The 17,606-nt window shown below is 69.5% G+C and carries 19 protein-coding genes; 14 read left to right on the top strand and 5 right to left on the bottom strand.

Annotated elements, in window-relative coordinates; translation table 11 throughout:
• The first annotated feature begins 14 nt into the window (after positions 1 to 14).
• Together MA876_RS03780 and MA876_RS03775 are read left to right on the top strand one after the other, a co-directional pair.
• Positions 15 to 797 (top strand): heme ABC transporter ATP-binding protein, encoded by a 783-nt coding sequence (locus tag MA876_RS03780; RefSeq protein WP_372491481.1) that lies wholly within the window; start codon positions 15 to 17, stop codon positions 795 to 797.
• Positions 798 to 864: 67 nt separating this feature from the next.
• Positions 865 to 1,221, top strand: a complete 357-nt coding sequence (locus MA876_RS03775) for a potassium transporter Trk (protein WP_248146220.1) — start codon at positions 865 to 867, stop codon at positions 1,219 to 1,221.
• Positions 1,222 to 1,225: 4 nt separating this feature from the next.
• Here MA876_RS03775 and MA876_RS03770 read toward each other — a convergent pair whose 3' ends face one another.
• Positions 1,226 to 1,837 carry a zinc-binding alcohol dehydrogenase gene (locus tag MA876_RS03770; protein ID WP_248146219.1) on the bottom strand — a complete coding sequence of 204 codons (612 nt, stop codon included), beginning with the start codon at positions 1,835 to 1,837 and terminating at the stop codon, positions 1,226 to 1,228.
• Positions 1,838 to 1,924: 87 nt separating this feature from the next.
• On the opposite strand from MA876_RS03770, the gene purM reads away from it, so the two are divergent.
• From purM to MA876_RS03755, 3 genes are read left to right on the top strand one after another with little or no spacing between them, the layout of a single operon-like run.
• On the top strand, positions 1,925 to 3,040 hold the full coding sequence (purM, locus tag MA876_RS03765) for a phosphoribosylformylglycinamidine cyclo-ligase (protein WP_308221634.1): 1,116 nt from the start codon (positions 1,925 to 1,927) through the stop codon (positions 3,038 to 3,040).
• Positions 3,041 to 3,046: 6 nt separating this feature from the next.
• Complete coding sequence (gene purF, locus MA876_RS03760) at positions 3,047 to 4,507, top strand: amidophosphoribosyltransferase (protein WP_248146218.1); 1,461 nt, start codon at positions 3,047 to 3,049, stop codon at positions 4,505 to 4,507.
• Positions 4,508 to 4,525: 18 nt separating this feature from the next.
• Positions 4,526 to 5,752, top strand: coding sequence for an MFS transporter (locus MA876_RS03755; protein WP_248146217.1), 1,227 nt, complete (start codon positions 4,526 to 4,528; stop codon positions 5,750 to 5,752).
• Between the two features lie 12 nt (positions 5,753 to 5,764).
• On the opposite strand, the gene MA876_RS03750 is transcribed toward MA876_RS03755, so the two are convergent.
• The gene (locus MA876_RS03750; RefSeq protein ID WP_248146216.1) at positions 5,765 to 5,941 is read right to left on the bottom strand and encodes a DUF3073 domain-containing protein; all 177 of its coding nucleotides are present in this window, start codon (positions 5,939 to 5,941) and stop codon (positions 5,765 to 5,767) included.
• 157 nt (positions 5,942 to 6,098) lie between these two features.
• Here MA876_RS03750 and MA876_RS03745 point away from each other — a divergent pair, with 157 nt between their 5' ends.
• Positions 6,099 to 6,635 carry a universal stress protein gene (locus tag MA876_RS03745; protein WP_248146215.1) on the top strand — a complete coding sequence of 179 codons (537 nt, stop codon included), beginning with the start codon at positions 6,099 to 6,101 and terminating at the stop codon, positions 6,633 to 6,635.
• A 99-nt stretch (positions 6,636 to 6,734) separates the two neighbouring features.
• On the opposite strand, the gene MA876_RS03740 is transcribed toward MA876_RS03745, so the two are convergent.
• Together MA876_RS03740 and MA876_RS03735 are read right to left on the bottom strand one after the other, a co-directional pair.
• Positions 6,735 to 7,343: a helix-turn-helix transcriptional regulator gene (locus MA876_RS03740; protein WP_248146213.1), complete on the bottom strand. Its 609-nt coding sequence runs from the start codon at positions 7,341 to 7,343 to the stop codon at positions 6,735 to 6,737.
• The gene (locus MA876_RS03735) at positions 7,343 to 8,212 is read right to left on the bottom strand and encodes a DUF4097 family beta strand repeat-containing protein (RefSeq protein WP_248146211.1); all 870 of its coding nucleotides are present in this window, start codon (positions 8,210 to 8,212) and stop codon (positions 7,343 to 7,345) included. The genes MA876_RS03740 and MA876_RS03735 overlap by 1 nt, the downstream gene beginning before the upstream one ends.
• 164 nt (positions 8,213 to 8,376) lie before the next feature.
• On the opposite strand from MA876_RS03735, the gene MA876_RS03730 reads away from it, so the two are divergent.
• Entirely contained in the window at positions 8,377 to 9,135 is a 759-nt protein-coding gene (locus tag MA876_RS03730) for a MerR family transcriptional regulator (RefSeq protein ID WP_248146209.1), read from the top strand.
• A gap of 70 nt (positions 9,136 to 9,205) precedes the next feature.
• On the opposite strand, the gene MA876_RS03725 is transcribed toward MA876_RS03730, so the two are convergent.
• Entirely contained in the window at positions 9,206 to 9,370 is a 165-nt protein-coding gene (locus MA876_RS03725; protein ID WP_248146207.1) for a hypothetical protein, read from the bottom strand.
• A gap of 197 nt (positions 9,371 to 9,567) precedes the next feature.
• Between MA876_RS03725 and MA876_RS03720 the strand changes: the two genes are divergently transcribed.
• The 7 genes from MA876_RS03720 to MA876_RS03690 all read left to right on the top strand — a co-directional run bounded on the left by MA876_RS03720 (position 9,568) and on the right by MA876_RS03690 (position 17,605).
• Positions 9,568 to 9,837 carry a DUF7218 family protein gene (locus MA876_RS03720; protein ID WP_248146205.1) on the top strand — a complete coding sequence of 90 codons (270 nt, stop codon included), beginning with the start codon at positions 9,568 to 9,570 and terminating at the stop codon, positions 9,835 to 9,837.
• Positions 9,834 to 10,856 carry a DNA topoisomerase IB-related protein gene (locus MA876_RS03715; RefSeq protein WP_275562079.1) on the top strand — a complete coding sequence of 341 codons (1,023 nt, stop codon included), beginning with the start codon at positions 9,834 to 9,836 and terminating at the stop codon, positions 10,854 to 10,856. Before MA876_RS03720 ends, MA876_RS03715 begins: the two co-directional genes overlap by 4 nt.
• Positions 10,857 to 10,883: 27 nt before the next feature.
• On the top strand, positions 10,884 to 11,258 hold the full coding sequence (locus MA876_RS03710; RefSeq protein ID WP_248146203.1) for a fluoride efflux transporter FluC: 375 nt from the start codon (positions 10,884 to 10,886) through the stop codon (positions 11,256 to 11,258).
• Complete coding sequence (locus tag MA876_RS03705) at positions 11,255 to 11,620, top strand: fluoride efflux transporter FluC (RefSeq protein WP_248146201.1); 366 nt, start codon at positions 11,255 to 11,257, stop codon at positions 11,618 to 11,620. Before MA876_RS03710 ends, MA876_RS03705 begins: the two co-directional genes overlap by 4 nt.
• A 115-nt stretch (positions 11,621 to 11,735) precedes the next feature.
• A complete protein-coding gene (locus tag MA876_RS03700) occupies positions 11,736 to 15,344 on the top strand; it encodes an efflux RND transporter permease subunit (RefSeq protein WP_248146199.1) in 3,609 nt (1,202 codons plus the stop codon).
• Between the two features lie 21 nt (positions 15,345 to 15,365).
• Entirely contained in the window at positions 15,366 to 16,313 is a 948-nt protein-coding gene (locus MA876_RS03695) for a phosphotransferase (protein WP_248146197.1), read from the top strand.
• Positions 16,310 to 17,605 (top strand): aspartate aminotransferase family protein, encoded by a 1,296-nt coding sequence (locus MA876_RS03690; protein ID WP_248146196.1) that lies wholly within the window; start codon positions 16,310 to 16,312, stop codon positions 17,603 to 17,605. Before MA876_RS03695 ends, MA876_RS03690 begins: the two co-directional genes overlap by 4 nt.
• Position 17,606: the final 1 nt, after the last annotated feature.

Below are 17,606 nucleotides of genomic sequence, written 5' to 3'. Positions count from 1 at the left end.
TCGAGGCTCGCGCCGTGACCGTGGTGCCGGACGCGGCGAAGAGCGCGATCCTGTCCGATGCGTCGATCACGGTGCTCGCCGGCGAGCTGCACGCTCTGGTGGGGCCGAACGGCGCCGGCAAGTCGACGCTCTTCGGCGTCCTGGCGGGCGATGTCGCGGCCACGTCGGGAGAAGCGCTCCTCGACGGAATCCCGATCGGCGATCACCCGGCCCGAGAACTGGCGCGCCGGCGGAGTGTCCTGCTGCAGCAGAACGCGGTCAGCTTCCCGTTCACCGTGGCGCAGGTCGTCGAGATGGGTCGTGCGCCGTGGGCGCGGACCCCGGAAGAGGACCGCGACGACGATGTCATCCGGAAGGCGATGGAGGAGACGGATGTCGCGGCCCTCGCCCACCGCACGCTCCCCTCGCTCTCGGGCGGCGAGCGTGCCCGCGTCGCGCTCGCCCGCGTGCTCGCGCAGGACACGAGCATCCTGCTTCTGGACGAGCCCACGGCGGCCCTTGATCTCAAGCACCAGGAGGATGTGCTCGCGATCGCACGACGTCGCGCGCACGACGGCGTCGCGGTCGCCGTCGTCCTGCACGACCTCAACGCGGCCCTCGCATCGGCCGACCGGGTCACTCTGCTCTCAGCCGGTCGCGTCGTCGCGACCGGCGCGCCCCGCGACGTGCTCACGGCCGATCGGATCGAGGAGGTCTACGGGCAGCCCGTCGACGTCTTCGCACACCCTGTCACGGGCATACCGCTCGTCGTGCCGCGTCGCACAAGGATCACTGCTGGGGAGCAGGACGCCCGATAGCGGCGTCAGGGGCGGCCCGACGGGGGCCGGGCCGCCCCCATCTCGCACCGCGTGGGAGAATGGAGGCATGGCCGACCAGGCATCCACCCCCGAAGAACCAGCCACCCGGGCAGAGGACCGCATCGAGTCCGTGCGCGTGCGGCGGGCGCCGAAGATCTCGGTCTTCCTCGCACTCGGCGCGGCACTCGGCATCCTCGTCGCCCTCGTCCTGACCTTCGCCTTCGGCGGCACGTCAGAGGAGAGCCCCAACACGGGTCTCGTCTACACGCAGGGTCAGGTCTTCGGATTCCTCGCCCTCATCTGCATCTCGGCGGGTGTCGTGCTCGGAGCCGTGGTCGCGTTGATCCTCGACCGCCGCTCCTCCGCGCACACCCGCGAAGTGCGTGCGGACCACGAGTCGATCCACACCGACGACGAGCAGTAAGCCCCTACGCCAGCTCGGCGATGATCGGGTGGATCGCGGCGTCGAACGCGACGACGTCCCCCCGCAGCCCGTCGGTGACGGCGATCGTGAGGGCCCCGATCCACCACACCCCGCGCTGGGTGAGAGGGAGGATCTGCACATTGAGTTCGAAGGAGTGCGCGCGGCGACCGACCTGACGCTCGTGCTCGGCGATGGCGCTCGCGTACGCACGATAGGCGGTCCCCGTGTTCGAGCCGGCGTCGCGGCGATACCGCGCGTGCGCGGACTGCGCGAACGCGACGGCCTCGGCGCCGTGCGGGATGACGGCGGCGCGCAGTTCGTCGGCTCCTTCGACCGGGAGCGCGAGCAGCGTCTCGAACCCGTCGACGAGGTCGAGCGGGACGGCTGACGGGTGGGTGAGCGGCTCGACCGTCATGTCCCAGTATGTGCGCCATTGCGACTCGAGCACCTCCTGCGAAGCGGGGGTGCGGTCATTGACGCGGGGTGGGATGCCGCGCAGATGGGGCAGCTCGTCGGCGACGCGAAGCCCGAGGACCTGGCGCAGATAGAGGGCGAGCAGAACGGGCTGACCCGCGTCCTCGCGAACCAGCCACTCCGGAGTGCCGGTGCCGCCCATACCGGAATTGTAGAGCCGCACGGTGACGCCGGGCAGGCGTGCGTGCGCGCGGCATCCGTCCCGGCGTCCCGCCGGTAGGCTGGGTGCGTGGCTTCCCCCACCAATCCCTATACCGAAGCCGGCGTCGATACGGCTGCCGGTGACCTCGCAGTCGAACTCATGAAGTCGGCCGTGCGTCGCACGCACGGCCCCGAGGTGCTCGGAGGCGTCGGCGGCTTCGCCGGGCTCTTCGACGCATCTCTCTTCAAGAGCTACACGAAGCCCCTTCTCGCGACGAGCACCGACGGCGTCGGCACGAAGGTCGCGATCGCACAGGCGATCGACAAGCACGACTCGATCGGGCTCGACCTGGTCGGCATGGTCGTCGACGACATCGTCGTCGTGGGCGCGAAGCCTCTCTTCATGACCGACTACATCGCGTGCGGCAAGGTCTTCCCCGAGCGCATCGCCGACATCGTCCGCGGCATCGCCCAGGGCTGCGCCGAGACGGGCACGGCGCTCGTCGGCGGCGAGACGGCGGAGCATCCTGGGCTCCTGGGCGTCAACGACTACGACGTCGCCGGCGCAGCCACGGGCGTCGTCGAGGCGCGTGCGGTGCTCGGCGCCGAGCGCGTGCAGGACGGCGATGTCGTTCTGGCCCTGGCATCCAGCGGCCTCCACTCCAACGGCTATTCGCTCGTGCGCCACATCGTCGCCCGCGCGGGGATCTCGTACGGCGACAACGCCGCCGACTTCGGCTGCACGTGGGGCGAGGCCCTCCTCGAGCCGACGCGCCTCTACACCTCGCCGCTGCTGCGTCTGATCGCGCAGCTCGGCGGAGCCGTGCACTCGCTCAGCCACGTCACGGGCGGCGGCATCGCCGCCAACCTCGCCCGCGTGCTCCCGCAGGGAACGTGGGTCGACATCGATCGCTCGACGTGGTCGCCGCCGCCGGTCTTCCGTGTCCTGGCCGACCTCGGAGGCCTCGAACTCGAGAGCACCGAAGGCACCTGGAACCTCGGCATCGGCTTCCTCGCGGTGGTGTCGGCCGACAAAGCGGATGCCGCGGCCTCCGCTCTCGCGCAGGACGGCATCGCGACGTGGCCCGTCGGGGTCGTGCGCGGCGCGGCGCGGCCCGAGGGCGACTACGAACAGGGCGCCAAGGGCGTCGACGGCGGGGCGGTTCGCCTCGTCGGCACCTACAGCAGTGACGGAGCCGAGTAACACCCCATGTGCGGAATCATCGGGATGGTCGGGCGCGGGCCCGTCAACCAGGAGATCTACGACTCGCTCGCACTCCTGCAGCACCGCGGGCAGGACTCGACCGGCATCGCGACCGCCGAGGCCAACGGCGTCTTCCACATCTCGAAGGCCAAGGGCCAGGTGCGCGAAGCGTTCCGCACGCGGGACATGCGTTCGCTCATCGGCGAGATCGGCCTCGGGCACGTCCGCTACGCGACGCAGGGCACGGCATCCAACGAAGAAGAAGCGCAGCCCTTCTACGTCAACGCCCCGTACGGCATCGTTCTGGTGCACAACGGCAACCTGACGAACACGCGCGAGCTCACGCAGGAGCTCTTCCACAAGGACCGTCGGCACCTCAACACGTCGAGCGACACCGAGCTGCTCGTGAACGTGCTGGCGAACGAGCTGCAGGCCTCGATCTCGGGCGTCGAACTGGCTCCCGACGAGATCTTCCAGGCCGTGCAGCGCGTGCACGAGCGGGTCGAGGGCTCGTATGCGGCGATCGCGCTCATCGCCGGGTACGGACTGCTCGCGTTCCGCGACCCGTTCGGCATCCGTCCGCTCATCCTCGGCACCCGCAAGGCCGCGGACGGCTCGTACGAGTGGGTCGTGGCATCCGAGTCCCTCGTCCTCGAGAACGGCGAGTTCGAGGTCGTCCGCGACGTCATGCCGGGCGAGGCCGTCTTCATCGACCTCGACGGTCATCTGCACACGAAGCAGTGCGCGGCGGACCCGAAGCTCATCCCCTGCTCGTTCGAGTACGTCTACCTCGCGCGTCCCGACTCGGTCATGAACGGCATCTCCGTCTACGAGGCGCGCCTGCGCATGGGCGAGCGGCTCGCCGACACGATCGCGAAGTACACGCCGCAGGGCGCCATCGACGTCGTCATGCCCATCCCCGACTCGTCGCGCCCCGCGGCGATGCAGGTCGCGCGCAAGCTCGGCATCGAATACCGCGAGGGCTTCTACAAGAACCGCTACGTCGGCCGCACGTTCATCATGCCGGGGCAGGCCGTGCGCAAGAAGAGCGTGCGCCAGAAGCTCAACGCGATGTCGAGCGAGTTCAAGGGCAAGAACGTGCTGCTCATCGACGACTCCATCGTGCGGGGCACGACCTCGAAGCAGATCATCCAGATGGCTCGGGATGCCGGAGCCAAGAGTGTCACGTTCGCTTCGGCCGCGCCGCCCGTGAGGTACCCCCACGTCTACGGCATCAACATGCCCTCGCGGCACGAGCTCGTCGCGCACGGCCGCACGATCCCCGAGATCGCCGAGGAGCTCGGCGCGGACTACATGGTCTATCAGGAGGTCGACGACCTCAAGGCCGCGATCCTCGAGGGCTCCGACGTCGACGACCTCGACATGAGCTGCTTCGACGGGCGCTACGTCACGGGCACCGTGACCGACGAGTACCTCGCGTGGGTCGAAGGCTCGCAGGAGAGCTGACCCGACTATCGTTGTGAGGTGAGCTCCACCCCCGCGCGTCCGTTCTGGCAGGGGCGAGCACTCGCCGTCGTCGGCATCGTCCTGTTCGCCTTCTCGCTGCGGTCGGCCGTCGCATCCCTCTCGCCGGTGCTCGGCGAGATCTCGGCCGACTTCGCGATGCCGGCCGCCGTCGTCGGCCTGATCGGCACCGCCCCACCCGTCTGCTATGCCGTCTTCGGCATCCTGACGCCGGCTCTCGAGCGGCGCTTCGGGCTCGAACGCCTCGCGATCGCGGCGATGGTCGTCGCCACGATCGGCCTGATCGCACGCGGGCTCGCGGTGGACTCGCTCACCCTCCTCGGCGCGACGGCGCTCATCTTCGCCGCCGTCGGCGTCGGCAACATCCTCCTGCCGCCGCTCGTGAAGAAGTACTTCCCCGATCGCATCGGCCTCATGACGACGATCTACTCGACGACGATGGCCGTGTCCACGTTCCTGCCGCCGCTCGTCGCAGTGCCCGTGGCGGATGCCTCGTCGTGGCGCGTGTCGCTCGGGCTGTGGGCCGTCTTCGCCGTCGTCGCGATGATCCCCTGGATCACCCTGCTCGTTCGCGAGCGCGGCGGTGCAGACGTCGACATCGAGTCCGCCAATCCGCGCGTGTTCGGGCGGCTCTGGCGCCTGCCGCTCGCCTGGGCGCTCGTCGTCGGCTTCGCGATGTCGGGCTCGATCGCCTACACGTCATTCGCGTGGCTGCCGAAGATCCTCGTCGACATCGCCGGTGTCACTCCGGTCGCGGCGGGTGCGCTGCTCTCACTGTTCGCGGCGATGGGGCTGCCGGCCTCGCTTCTCGTCCCGCTGCTCGTGCAGCGCTACGACGCCACGCGCGCCGTGATCGGTGTCGGCGTCGTCGCAGGGTTCGCCGGGATCGCCGGGCTCCTGTTCGCGCCGCAGGCCGCGCCGTGGCTGTGGGTCGCGCTCCTGGGCACGGCGCCGCTGCTCTTCCCGCTCACACTCGTGCTCCTCGGCCTGCGCACGCGCACGCACGAGGGCGCCGTCGCGCTGAGCGGGTTCGTCCAGAGCGTGGGCTACGCGATCGTGGCGCTGTTCCCCGTGGGCATCGGCATCCTGCACGACCGCACCGGATCATGGACCGCGCCGCTCGTCGTGCTCGCCGTCGTCGTGGCGGCAGCGATCCCGGCGGGGTTCGTCATCTCGCGACCGCACACGGTCGAGGACGAGTGGGAGCGCCGCCACGGCACCTGGTGAGGACGAGAGGCGTCAGGCCTTCTCGTCTTCGAGCTCGTCGGCGTACTGATCCGCCCACTTGTCGACGTATTCGTCGTCGGTCGGGTGACCCAGCTCACGCTCCAGAGCGGAATAGTTCACGCTCGGGCTGTAAGACTTGAGTTCACGGGCGATCTTCGTGTTCTTCGCCTTCTGACGGCCACGCCCCATATGCGAGACCCCCTCATTTCTGAGTGGCGGGCCGCTGCGGGCGCCCGCTCGATGTCGTCCGGCTTCGAGGCCGGTAAGAGTAGCATTCAGGATAACACGGAGCCTTCGGCCCCCGGCCGCTCCGGCAGTCGGCGCGCGGCGCAGAGAGGCGAGACGCATGAGTGACGAGGCATCCGTCGGCGGCGAGGAAGAACGGGATGCCGCGCGTGGCGCGGTCATCGTCGGCACCATCCCCGGGCAGTCCTCGCGTGTGCTGAAAGAAGCCGCGAAGTACGCCGAGCTCTTCCACGCCCCGCTGCTGGTCGTGCACGTCGACGTCACGCGGTTCGTGACCTACGAAGACCCCGACGGCTACGTGCATTCGGCGCCCATCGATCTGGACGTCACGTCGGGCGAGGGCGCACTGGCCGATGTGACGGCGGCGGCGACCACCGCACTCGAGGGGCGCTCGCTCGAATGGAGCGTCCAGCAGCTCGTCGGGGATCCCGCGCTCGCGATGAAGCATCTCGCCGACCAGGTCGAAGCGCGCCTCATCGTCGTCGGCACGCGGCGCCGCGGATTCGGTGAGTCGATCCGCGAGTTCTTCACGGGTTCGGTCGCGGCGCGGCTGGCACACCGGCAGCATCGGCCCATCCTCGTCGTGCCGCTGGGTGAGCCCGTTCCCGACGACGAGGACGTCTGGCCGACCGCGTAGCCCCGGCATCCCTCTCCACCGCGAGAACCCGATTCCGCTGCGAGAACACACGCCTCGGCGGTGTTCTCGTCACAGACATGGGTTCTCGCGGAGAAGGGCTCAGCGCTGGAGAGTGCGGGTGAGAGTGCGGGCCGCGTCGTCGAGCGTGCGTTCGAGATCGTCGACGAGGGATGCCGCGAGCTCTCCGCCGCGGGCGACGTAGCCGCGCAGATCACTGCGCACCCGGGCGCGGAACTCGCTCACGAGGGCGTCGGCGCGGTGCAGCTGCTCTCGACTGCGCGCCCGCGCGTCGTCGGACTCGGTCGTGACGCGAGCCTCGGCGCGCTCGGTCCGGCTCGCCGCGGCGAGGTCGGCGCGCAGACTCTTCATCGCCTCGCGGACGCTTCCCCGCACCTCATCGGCGATGAGGCGCACGCTGTCGGTGAGGCCGGCCTCGATGCCTTCGAGGTCGCCCTGACGGGCGGCGACTTCGGCCCGACCGGCTTCGGTGATCTCGTAGACGGTCTTGCGGCCGTCGACCGACTTCGTGACGAGCCCCTCCTCCTCGAGCTTCGCGAGGCGTGGATACACTGTGCCGGCGCTCGGCGTGTACGTGCCGCCCGTGCGGTCCGAGAGCGCCTGCATGATGTCGTACCCGTGGCGGGGACCCTCGTCGAGCAGGTTCAGCAGGTAGAGGCGAAGGTCGCCGTGCGAGAAGACGGGGCTCATCACCACTCCTCCTCATCGACGCCGGCGACCTGCTCCGGAGCCGGGGCGGCGGCGATCGCCCGGCGCAGGACCGTCACATCACCCGATACCGAGTTCGCGCGGACGTCGACGAAGCTGCCGCTGAGCTCGCCGATCGAACCGGTGAAATTCGTCGTCGGGCCCGCGCCGTTGCCCGAACGCACGACGCTGTCGATCTGCACGGTGCCGCTGACGCTGCGTACGACGTAGTTGGCCGGAAGGCCCTCGTCGAGGCGGACCGTCGAGCTGCCGCTCACGGTGTTGAGGTTGATCGCGTGGATCGGGCCCGTCGAGTCGACGACCATCGCGCCCGACACGGTGTCGATCGTCGCCTTGGTGAGCGTGCCCGTCGCGGCGACGTCGCCCGAGACGCTGTTCGCCGACAGTGCGCCGCGCAGCTCGCGCACCTGCACGTCGCCCGAGACGGCGTTGATGGTCAGGTTGCCCGTGATCCCATCGACGATGAGATCGCCCGAGACGGTGTTGAGACGCGCGTCGTTGCGGATGGCCGACACGAGCGCGCTCGCCGACACGACGCCGAGGGTCAGGGCGATGTCGCGGGGAACCGCGACGCTGATCTCGGCCTTGGGGCCGCCGGCGCCGAAGTTGCGGAACACCTCGAGGAAGTTGTCCCACCGCAGCTGCGGATGGTCGATCTCGACGGCATCGCCGGTCACCTCGATGCGAAGGTCCTTCACGGTCACGCCGTGCACCTCGATGCGCAGTCCCGGCTCGTCGTGGGCGACGACGTCGATCTGGCCGCCGACGAGGCCGACCTTCAGCGATGTCGCCGACTCGATGTCGATGACGCGGGTTTCTCCGGGGTGGACGATCCACTTCTCGAAGGTCATGTTCTCCTCCTGGGTGAGTTCTCGATCGCGATATATCGCGTTGAGGCCAGCGTAACACGATATATCGCGAGTCTGCAATGAGGCGCGGAAGTTTCCCAGCATCCCGACTTGACCTTGACGCAACGTCAACCTTTAGCGTGGTCCATGAACGAAGGGAGAACGACATGGAGTGGTCGATCCAGCAGATCGCGAAGATCGCAGGCACGACGAGCCGCACCCTGCGGCACTACGACGACATCGGCCTGCTGCCGCCGTCGAGCGTCGCATCGAACGGCTACCGCCACTACGACGCGGCGGCGCTCGTGCGCCTGCAGCGGATCCTGCTGCTGCGCGAGCTCGGTCTCGGACTCCCGCAGATCGCCGACGTCCTCGATCGGGAGGAGCGCGAGGAGACCGCGCTCGAAGGCCACCTGGCGTGGCTGCACGAGGAGCAGAGCCGACTGGCGCGCCAGATCGCGTCGGTCGAATCCACCATCACGGCATTGAGAGGAGGTGAACGACTCATGGCAGAGAACATGTTCGACGGCTTCGACCACACCCAGTACCGGGAGGAGGTCGAAGAGCGTTGGGGAAAGGACGCGTACGCGACCGGCGACGCCTGGTGGCGCGGCATGAGCGCCGACGACAAGGCGGCGTGGAATCAGCGCACAGCGCAGCTCTCGAGCGACTGGACCGCCGCCGCCGAGCGGGGGATCGACCCCGCCGGTGCCGAGGCGCAGGTGCTCGCGAAGCAGCACGTCGAGTGGCTGACGGGAGTGCCCGGCACTCCCGCCGCGGCACCCGGCGGCGACGTGAAGGGCTACGTCATCGGGCTCGGCGAGATGTACGTCGCCGATCCGCGGTTCGGGAAGAACTACGGCGGCCAGTCCGGCGCCGAGTTCGTCCGCGACGCGCTCCGCGTCTACGCGGAGGCGAACCTCTAGCGGAAACGACGGGATGCCGTGACCGAGTGGTCACGGCATCCCGTCGTCTTCCGGGGAGAGGAAGCTGTGGTCAGGTGCGGCGGCTGCCGCTGATGAGGCGGAAGAGCAGGGCGATCAGGGCGATCACACCCACGATCAGCGCGACCCAGAGCAGCCAGCTGAGTGCCTGGCCCATTCCTCCGACGATGGCGAGCACGATGGCGACCACGATGATGATGATCAGCAGGATGTTCATGACGTTCTCCTTCTCTTTCCGGTGCGAGGCGAACGCTCCGGTGTGCCTCGTGGGCACTTGAACACGCTCCCACCGTTCCGCCGAAACGGGGGAGGGCTTGCGCCTGACGTCTGGGCGGTGCTACGAACTCCGCTGTCAAGCCCTACCTGTGCAGTGCCCCGGATCCCTAGCTTCGGAAGCGGGACGAAGGAGGACTCATGCCGCGACGTCGCGCATCGCGCACGCTGAACGAGCCGGATCTCTACGACGAGCTGCGCAAGCAGGGCGCGTCGAAAGAGAAGGCCGCACGCATCTCCAATGCCGTCGCCCGCGACGGAGCGAAGGCCGTCGGCCGTCGCGGTGGCAAGGCCGGCGACTACGAGGACTGGACGGTCCCTGAGCTGCGCAAGCGCGCGAAGGAGCTCGGCGTCACGGGCTACTCGGGCACGCGCAAGGCGGAGCTCATCGCGATGCTCCGGAACCACTGAGCCGCCAGGGCTCCGGACTCGTCCGCGTCGCACCGGGCGACGATCCGGGGCTGCGACGCATCCGATCCGGCAGAGGCTTCCGCTACGAGGCCCCGACCGGCGATGCCGCGTCCGAGGACGAGCGCGACCGCATCGCGGCGCTCGTGATTCCTCCCGCGTGGACCGACGTGTGGATCAGCGTCGAGCCGCTCGGACACATCCAGGCCGTGGGGACGGATGACGCGGGCCGCCGCCAGTACCTCTATCATCCGCTCTGGCGCGAGCGTCGCGACAAGGGCAAGTTCGCCCGTGCGCTCGCGCTCGCCGCGGCGCTGCCGAGTGCGCGCCGCCAGGTGACCCGCAGCATGCACCGCACAGAACTCGATCGCGAGCGCGTCCTCGCGGTGTCGTTCCGGCTGCTCGACACCGCGGCGCCGCGGATCGGATCGGCCCGCTACCTCGAGAAGCACGGCAGCCGCGGGCTCACGACGTTGGAGAGACGGGATGCGGCGGTCGAGGCATCCACCGTCACCCTCTCGTTCCCCGGGAAGAGCGGAAAGCGCGCGTGGATCGAGGTGGACGACGAAGACCTCGCCGACGTCATCGCGGTGCTCGTGCAGGGGAGGCCGCGCTCTTCTCTGCTCGCCTATCGCAAGGGATCGCGGCGCGTCGCGCTCAAGCCCTCGGAGGTCAACGACCATGTCCGCTCGCTGACGGGCGGCGCCTTCACGGCGAAGGACTTCCGCACGCTCCATGGCACGATCGTCGCGGCACAGTCGCTCGCGCGCATCGGCCTCGTCTCGACCGACCGCGAGCGCCGTAACGCAGAGACCCTCGCTGTGCGGGCGACCTCCGACGCGCTCGGCAACACGCCGGCCGTCGCGCGCAGCAGCTACATCGACCCGCGTGTGTTCGCCCGCTATGCGCGCGGTCACGTGATCGATCTCGACGTCACGCCCGAGTCGGGGATCCGGTCGCTGCTGGGTGGAGAGAAGGCACGTCGGGGCGACCGTGGCAGGAAGGCGAAGAAGCGAGGGTGACGGTCGACGCGGCGCTAGCCTGAGTGCGTGTCCCGACCGGCGTTCTCGTGGTCGCACCTCGGCCTGATCGCCGCGGGCGGCGCTGTGGGCACTGCGTTGCGTGCGGGGATCATCGTGCTCGAGGATCCGTCGTGGGCCTGGCTCAGCATCCCGCTCATCAACATCGTCGGCGCCTTCGGACTCGGGATCGTCACGGGGCTCGCGGCACGGAGCACCGACTCATCGCGTTCCCGAGCGCTCCGCCAGTTCTTCGGCGCAGGGATCATGGGCGGCTTCACGACCTACAGCACCTTCGCGGTGCAGTCCGTCGAGCCGTTCGCGCTGCTCATCGCACTCGCGACGGTCGTCGCGGGCACGCTCGCGGCATGGGCTGGGCTCCTGATCGGCAGGCCGCGCACATGACCCCGCTGCTCTTCCTGTTCGTCGCGCTCGCCGGAGGCGTCGGCGCAGCGTTGCGCTACCTCGTCGATATCTGGACGACGCTGGCGGTCGGTGCACGGTTCCCGTGGGGGATCCTCGTCGTCAACATCTCGGGCTCGTTCGCGCTCGGCGTCGTCGCGGGGTCCGCGCCCGGCACGCCGCTCGCGTGGATCGTCGGCGTCGGCCTGCTCGGCGGATACACGACGTTCAGCTCGGTCGCCGTGACGACGGTGCTGCTCGCCGAGGAACCGCAGTCACGGGTCGCCGTCGCCAACGCGATCGGCACCCTGGTCGCGACCGTCGCCGCCGCCGGGCTGGGCCTGGTGCTCGGAGGCGCCCTGTAGGCGGGGACTCAGGAACCACCGTGGAATACTGAGAGTCGATACATTCTCGTATCGGCGCGGAAGGTCACACAGCACCGAGCCGGCCGCGGCATCCTTCATCACTGCAGAGGCAACCGTGTCGAACCTCGCCGTCCTGAGCCTGCGCAACCGCGCGCTCATCGCCCTCATCACGATCGTCGCGGCGATCTTCGGCGGGCTCGCGCTCACGAATCTCAAACAGGAGCTCATCCCGTCGATCGAGTTCCCCGCGCTCATCGTCGTCTCGACGTACCCGGGCGCGTCGCCCGAAGTGGTCAACAACGATGTCTCGGGGCCCATCGAGGCCGCGATCCAGGGCGTGCCCGGACTCGAGACGAGCACCGCCACGAGCACGACGAACGCGTCGATCGTGCAGGCCTCGTTCGCCTACGGCACCGATCTCGCGACCGCCGAGCAGAAGATGACGCAGGCGATCAACCGCATCTCGTCCGACCTGCCCGACGGCGTCGATCCCCAAGTGCTGTCGGCGAGCATCGACGACTTCCCGGTCATCCAGGTCGCGGTCACCGGCTACGACGACGCCGAGACGATCCAGGCTCAGCTCGAGGCATCCGTCATCCCCGACCTCGAAGACGTCGAAGGCGTCAACGCCGCCCAGATCGTCGGCGGCGTCGGCCAGCGCATCACGATCACGCCCGACCAGGAGGCCCTCGCCGCCGCCGGCTACACGCAGCAGGCGATCCGGGATGCCCTCGATCAGAACGGCGTGCTGTTCCCCGGCGGCGAGATCACCGAGAACGACGAGACCCTCACGGTGCAGACCGGCACGAAGATCACGTCGGTCGACGAGCTCGCGGCGCTGCCGCTCGTGCCGGCGGATGCCACCCAGTTCCAGGCCGGCGCGCTGACGATCGCCGATGTCGCGACGGTCGAGCAAACGCAGGACCCGGTGACGTCGATCTCGCGCGTCGACGGCGAGCCGGCGCTCACGATCGCGGTCACGAAGCTTCCCTCGGCGAACACGGTGGACGTCTCGAAGGGCGTCATCGCGGTGCTGCCCGACCTCGAGAAGAGCCTCGACGGCGCGACCTTCACGATCGTCTTCGACCAGGCGCCCTACATCCAGGACTCGATCGAGACCCTGGCCGTCGAGGGCATGCTCGGCCTCGTCTTCGCGGTGCTCATCATCCTGCTGTTCCTCATGTCGGTGCGGTCGACCCTGGTCACGGCGATCTCGATCCCCACGAGCGTGCTCATCACGTTCATCGGCATCCAGGCCTTCGGCTACTCCCTCAACATCCTGACCCTGGGTGCGCTCACGATCGCGATCGGTCGCGTCGTCGACGACTCGATCGTCGTGATCGAGAACATCAAGCGGCACTACGTCGGTGACGCGGACAAGAAGGCGTCGATCCTGCTCGCGGTGCGCGAGGTGGCGACCGCGATCACGTCGTCGACGATCACGACGGTCGCGGTCTTCCTGCCGATCGCCTTCGTCGGCGACATCACGGGTGAGCTCTTCCGCCCGTTCGCCCTCACGATCACGATCGCGATGGTCGCCTCGCTCCTCGTGGCGCTCACGATCGTGCCCGTTCTCGCCTACTGGTTCCTGCGTCCCGGAAAGCCGCTGCTGGATGCCGAAGGTCGCGCGATCGACCCCGAAGACGAGAAGGCGCCGCCGTCGCGTCTGCAGAAGGCCTACCTGCCGATTCTGCGCTGGACGCTCAAGCACTCGGCCGTCACCCTCATCCTGGCGGTGCTCGTCCTCGGCGGAACGATCGCGGCTGCGCCCTTCATGAAGACGAACTTCCTCGGCGACTCGGGGCAGAACACCTTCACGATGACCCAGACGATCGGCGCAGCGCCGAGCCTCGAGGCGGAGTCGGCCGCGGCCGAGACCGTCGAAGCCGCGCTGCCGGACGTCCCCGGCATCGAGACCGTCCAGGTCTCGATCGGCTCCAGCGGTTCGGCGCTGCGCGACGCCTTCACGGGCGGCGGCAGCGGCATCACCTACTCGATCACGACCGACGCCGACGCCGACCAGGTGCAGGTGCGCGAGGACGTCCAGAACGCCGTCGCCGACCTCGATGACGTCGGGACCATCACGATCGCGGCGTCCAGCGGAGGCTTCGGGTCGACCGACATCGCGATCGACGTCACGGCACCCGATTCGTCCACCCTCCAGGAGGCGACGGATGCCGTCGTCGACGCCGTGACAGGGGTCGACGGCGTGGGTCAGGTCTCGAGCAACCTCTCGGCATCCCTCCCGTACATCTCGGTGACGGTCGACCGCGAGAAGGCCGCCGAACTCGGCCTGTCGGAAGTCGCGGTCGGCGCGCTCGTCTCCAACACGATGCAGCCGCAGCGCATCGGCACGGTCGAGATCGACGACACCGGCCTCACGGTCTACCTCGCGGCATCCCAGACTCCGGCGACGATCGACGAGCTGAGCGAGCTCACCGTGCCGTCGGCCGCAGGGCCGATTCCGCTGTCGGACGTCGCGACCGTCGAGGAGTCCGAGGGCCCCACCTCGATCACGACCGAGGGCGGGCAGCGCACGGCGACCGTCACGGTCACGCCCTCGACCGACAACCTGCAGGCCACGACGGCTTCCGTGACGACAGCGCTCGAGGACGCCGACCTGCCGTCGTCGGCCGATGCGTCCCTCGGCGGTGTCGTGACGCAGCAGGCGGACGCGTTCTCGCAGCTCGGCCTGGCGCTCCTCGCGGCCATCCTGATCGTCTACATCGTCATGGTCGCGACGTTCAAGTCGCTCCGCCAGCCGCTCCTGCTGCTCGTCTCGGTGCCGTTCGCGGCGACCGGCGCGATCCTGCTGCAGATCGCGACGGGCGTGCCGCTCGGCGTCGCGTCCCTCATCGGCGTGCTGATGCTCATCGGCATCGTCGTGACGAACGCCATCGTGCTCGTCGACCTCGTCAACCAGTACCGACTCAAGGGCCTGTCGGCGCACGACGCGACGATCGCCGGCGGGTCGAGGCGTCTGCGCCCGATCCTCATGACGGCGCTCGCGACGATCTTCGCGCTCACCCCGATGGCGCTCGGCATCACGGGCCACGGCGGCTTCATCTCGCAGCCGCTCGCGATCGTCGTGATCGGCGGACTCGTGTCGTCGACCGTGCTGACGCTGCTCGTGCTGCCGACGCTCTACAACCTCGTCGAGGGCGCCAAGGAGCGCCGAGCCGCGCGTCGCGCAGCGAAGGCGGGGTCAGCCGTCGAAGAGGCGGATGCCGCACCCGCCGTGGCGACGGACACCCCCGCATTCGAGACCCGCCGCGAGCGCCGCGAGCGCGAAGCGGCCCTGGCCACCGGTGCGGTCCTCGTCGCCGAAGCGCCGGCTGTCGTCGACGTTGCGGCCGAGCCGGAGCTCGACGCAGTCGCCGAGCCGGATCTCGACGCGGTCGCCGAGCCCATCGGGGCTCCCGAGCCGTCGGAGACGGCCGAGTCCGAGGGCGCCGATGCGGCCACGGGAGACGGTTCGGCTGACGAGGTGGATGCGGGTGCCGCCGACGGTTCCGGGGCGGATCCTGACGGCGGTCACTCGGCTGATCCGGCGATCACCGAGCTGGTCGAGCCGGTCGGAGCTCCCGAGCCGTCGGAAACGGCCGAGTCCGAGGGCGCCGATGCGGCCACGGGAGACGGTTCGGCTGACGAGGTGGATGCGGGTGCCGCCGACGGTTCCGGTGAGGAGCCGGATGCCGCCGACGAGCGCCGCGACGACGCCTGAGCGGATCGACCTCCTACGAACATGCCCGCATCACCGGCGTCGCTGACGGCGTGGTGGGGTCGCACGACCGCGCGTCTCGATCGCCTGGAGTCCGAGGTCGACGAGACCTATCGCGCGTCATTCGAAGACGGCTCCACCGCGATCCTCAAGATCGCGGCAGCCGGCACCGCCGCTGAGACGCTCGACTTCGAGTCTGACCTCGTCGAGGCCGCGCTCGCCGTCGACCCGACGCTGCCGCTCGCGCGCACTCTTCCGACGCCGCAGGGCGTGACCCGCGTCGACGTCGACGGCAGATGGGTCCGGCTCATCGAATGCCTTCCGGGGAGGGATGCCGCGGCATCCACCGTCGACCTCCCCGTCGTGCACGAGATCGGTCGGGTCGCGGGACGACTCACTCGCGCACTGGAGGGGTTCCGGCATTCCGCCGACCAGCGCCCGGTCGAGTGGGACGTGCGCCGTGCATCGTCGCTGCGCGACCGCATCGACGCGATCGACGATCGCGCAGCGCGGGCGGATCTCGCCCGAGCGCTCGACGACCTCGACGACGTGCTTCCGGCGATCGAGAGGCTGCCCGCGCAGGTCGTGCACAACGACCTCAACGGCGGCAACGTCCTCCTCGACCACGACCGCGTCACGGGGGTCGTCGACTTCGGCGACGCAGCCCGTCTTCCGCGCGTGTGCGACGTGGGCATCGCGATGTCGTACACGCTCGGCTACACCTCCGAACTCGACGCGTGGGCCGCGCCGCAGGCGTTCCTCGCGGGCTACCGCGAGCTCATCGACCTGACGGCCGACGAGCTCGTCGTGCTGCCGGTGATCGTCCGGGCGCGGGCAGCGCAGCGCATCCTGATGAGCGTCGGCGCCCCGGCATCCATCGTCGAAGGACGACGCGACGAGGGCGCACGCATCGCGCGCGCCTCGCTCGATCTGCGTAGGCTGATCGCCGCCGACGACGGGAGTGCATCATGACGACGGGACCCTCGACGTACTTCCGACCCGAACACGCCGCGGGACTCGATGCCTCGACCCGTGAACTCATCGGCCGGCGCGAGCGGGCGCTGGGCGGTGCGTACCGCCTCTTTTACCGCGAGCCCCTCGAGTTCGTGCGAGGGCGGGGCACGAAGCTCTACACCGCCGACAGCGTCGAGTACCTGGACGCGTACAACAACGTCCCATCGGTCGGCCACGCGCACCCGCGGGTCACCGAGGCGATCGCGACGCAGGCCGCGCTCCTGAACACCCACACCCGCTACCTGCACGGCGCCGTCGTCGACTACGCCGAGCGGCTGCTCGCGACGCTTCCGCCGGCCATCGGTCACGTCATGCTCACGTGCACGGGCTCCGAGGCGAACGATCTCGCGTTGAAGGTGGCGCGGGATGCCACGGGCCATAGCGGTGCCATCGTCACGCGCTACGCATATCACGGCGTGACCCTCGCGGCCGGCGCGCTGTCGCCCTCGCTCGTGGGCGAGGAAGCCGTCGAGCCGTGGGTGCGACTCGTGCCGCCGCCGCATCCCGATCCCGTCGCCTTCATCGACGGCGTGCGCGCGGCGATCGCCGAGCTCGACGACGCGGGCTACGGCGTCGCCGCCCTGTTCGTCGACACGATCTTCGCGAGCGATGGCGTGATCCCCGGCGACTTCCTCACGCCGGCGGTCGATCTGGTGCATGCCGCGGGCGGAATGTTCATCGCGGACGAGGTCCAAGCCGGTTTCGGCCGCCTGGGCCACGGCATGTGGGGCTTCGATCGCCACCGGATCGTGCCCGATGCCGTGACTTTCGGCAAGCCCGCGGGCAACGGCATGCCGATCGCGGGTTTCGCGGCGGTGGATGCCGTCATCGACGGCTTCGGATCGCGACAGCGCTACTTCAACACTTTCGGGGGCACCCCGGTCTCGGTCGCCGCGGCGAACGCCGTGCTCGACGTGCTCGCGGACGAAGGCCTCATCGGAAACGCGCAGCGCACGGGCGATCTGCTCGAGGAGCGACTGCGGTCGCTGGCGGACGAGTCACCCGCGATCGGCGACGTCCGCGCCGCAGGGCTCTACCTCGGCATCGACATCGTCGACGCCGACGGCCGACCCGACGAGGCGCGCGCGATCGACATCGTCAACGGGATGCGCGATCGCCGCGTGCTCCTCGCCGCCTCGGGCGAGCGCAACCACACGCTCAAGGTGCGCCCCCCGCTCCCGTTCGACGCCGCTGACGTCGAACGCTTCACGTCGGCGCTCGCCGAGACGATCGCCGCGACCGACCGCTGAC

This window comes from Microbacterium aoyamense (assembly GCF_023155855.1).
In the GTDB taxonomy this organism is placed as follows: Bacteria; Actinomycetota; Actinomycetes; order Actinomycetales; family Microbacteriaceae; genus Microbacterium; species Microbacterium aoyamense.
The sequence above is the reverse complement of the archived record's forward strand: the minus strand, read 5'-3'. Positions and strand labels throughout refer to the sequence as shown.

Excerpts from the sequence above, each read along its gene's own strand:
- MA876_RS03775 (WP_248146220.1), top strand. The coding sequence starts at position 865 with ATGGCCGACCAGGCATCCACCCCCGAAGAACCAGCCACCCGGGCAGAG.
- MA876_RS03770 (WP_248146219.1), bottom strand. The coding sequence starts at position 1,837 with ATGGGCGGCACCGGCACTCCGGAGTGGCTGGTTCGCGAGGACGCGGGT.
- purF (WP_248146218.1), top strand. The coding sequence starts at position 3,047 with ATGTGCGGAATCATCGGGATGGTCGGGCGCGGGCCCGTCAACCAGGAG.
- MA876_RS03750 (WP_248146216.1), bottom strand. The coding sequence starts at position 5,941 with ATGGGGCGTGGCCGTCAGAAGGCGAAGAACACGAAGATCGCCCGTGAA.
- MA876_RS03745 (WP_248146215.1), top strand. The coding sequence starts at position 6,099 with ATGAGTGACGAGGCATCCGTCGGCGGCGAGGAAGAACGGGATGCCGCG.
- MA876_RS03740 (WP_248146213.1), bottom strand. The coding sequence starts at position 7,343 with ATGAGCCCCGTCTTCTCGCACGGCGACCTTCGCCTCTACCTGCTGAAC.
- MA876_RS03735 (WP_248146211.1), bottom strand. The coding sequence starts at position 8,212 with ATGACCTTCGAGAAGTGGATCGTCCACCCCGGAGAAACCCGCGTCATC.
- MA876_RS03730 (WP_248146209.1), top strand. The coding sequence starts at position 8,377 with ATGGAGTGGTCGATCCAGCAGATCGCGAAGATCGCAGGCACGACGAGC.
- MA876_RS03725 (WP_248146207.1), bottom strand. The coding sequence starts at position 9,370 with ATGAACATCCTGCTGATCATCATCATCGTGGTCGCCATCGTGCTCGCC.
- MA876_RS03720 (WP_248146205.1), top strand. The coding sequence starts at position 9,568 with ATGCCGCGACGTCGCGCATCGCGCACGCTGAACGAGCCGGATCTCTAC.
- MA876_RS03705 (WP_248146201.1), top strand. The coding sequence starts at position 11,255 with ATGACCCCGCTGCTCTTCCTGTTCGTCGCGCTCGCCGGAGGCGTCGGC.
- MA876_RS03695 (WP_248146197.1), top strand. The coding sequence starts at position 15,366 with ATGCCCGCATCACCGGCGTCGCTGACGGCGTGGTGGGGTCGCACGACC.
- MA876_RS03690 (WP_248146196.1), top strand. The coding sequence starts at position 16,310 with ATGACGACGGGACCCTCGACGTACTTCCGACCCGAACACGCCGCGGGA.